This window comes from Novipirellula caenicola (assembly GCF_039545035.1).
GTDB lineage: Bacteria > Planctomycetota > Planctomycetia > Pirellulales > Pirellulaceae > Novipirellula > Novipirellula caenicola.
Genome location: NZ_BAABRO010000076.1, coordinates 1 through 1,025, shown reverse-complemented (window position 1 = coordinate 1,025; position 1,025 = coordinate 1). Strand labels below are relative to the sequence as shown.

Sequence of the window (1,025 nt, the reverse complement as noted above, 5' to 3'; positions counted from 1 at the left end):
CATACCTGTTCCCATCCCGAACACAGAAGTCAAGCTTTCTGAGCCGATGATAGTGCATACCAGCGTGAAAGTAGGTATTGCCGGATTTTTAAAACTCTCTTGCAGCTTTGCTGCAAGAGAGTTTTTTTATGCGCGGTTGGTAACACGATAGACGCTTCGCCCCAAAAAGTTTCACCCTCCCTTCCGGGAGGGTCGGCCGCTGGAAGCGACCGGGGAGGGTGGTGAAACCATACTTGCACCGTCCATCTCTAATACTCCGAGCCCCACCCAGAGCCGGCTACCGCCGACTCTGACCTCCCCACAGGGGAGGTGAATTAAAAATCACCCTCCCGCCGGGAGGGTCGGCCGCGATAGCGGCCGGGGAGGGTGGTGAAACCATGTTTGCACGATCTACTTCTAACACTCCGAACCCCACCCAGAGCCGGCTACCGCCGACTCTGACCTCCCCACGGGGGAGGTGAACTCGACTTCACCCTCCCTCCGGGGGCTCTTCGTCGATTTTAGTGGCTGATTTCCGAGCGGTCTTGGTTTTTCTACCATGGCTGTATGAATGAACTACATGCCCACTATCGTTTGCTACTGGGACTTGATGACCAGTGGCAGGTCCAGAACGTTGACCTTCAGATGGATGCCAACAGGGTTGTGATCCAATTGCGTCACTCCGGCGGCAAACTCTGCTGCCCCGAGTGCCAGGATGAATGCTCTCGTGCGGACACCGCGCCAACGCGTCGGTGGAGGCACCTGGACACCATGCAGTTTGAGACCATCATCGAAGCGGCAATCCCTCGTTCACAATGCACTCAGTGCGGAGTGAAAACCATTGCCGTGCCCTGGGCCGGGAAGCACTCTCGATTCACGCTGATGTTTGAAGCCTTTGCCATTAAAGTCCTTCAGTCGGCTAGGCTCTGTCTGAAAACCTTAAATTGCGGAATTCCATGGGGCGATGATTCGAAGATAGCGACCGATCATCGATAGTTTCACCATTGCAAGAAAGTTTCGTGCGAGCTTCTCATAGCGAGTGGCGA

1 protein-coding gene and 1 rRNA gene are annotated in these 1,025 nt (G+C 55.1%); both read left to right on the top strand.

The genetic code is table 11. The features are described from left to right. Positions 1–86, top strand: a 5S ribosomal RNA gene (gene rrf, locus ABEA92_RS31485); the annotation flags it as partial. A 460-nt stretch (positions 87–546) separates the two neighbouring features. Next, positions 547–975, top strand: a complete 429-nt coding sequence (locus tag ABEA92_RS31480; protein WP_425572530.1) for a transposase family protein — start codon at positions 547–549, stop codon at positions 973–975. Positions 976–1,025: the final 50 nt, after the last annotated feature.

Coding starts and splice junctions, on each gene's coding strand:
- ABEA92_RS31480 (WP_425572530.1), top strand. CDS start 547: ATGAATGAACTACATGCCCACTATCGTTTGCTACTGGGACTTGATGAC.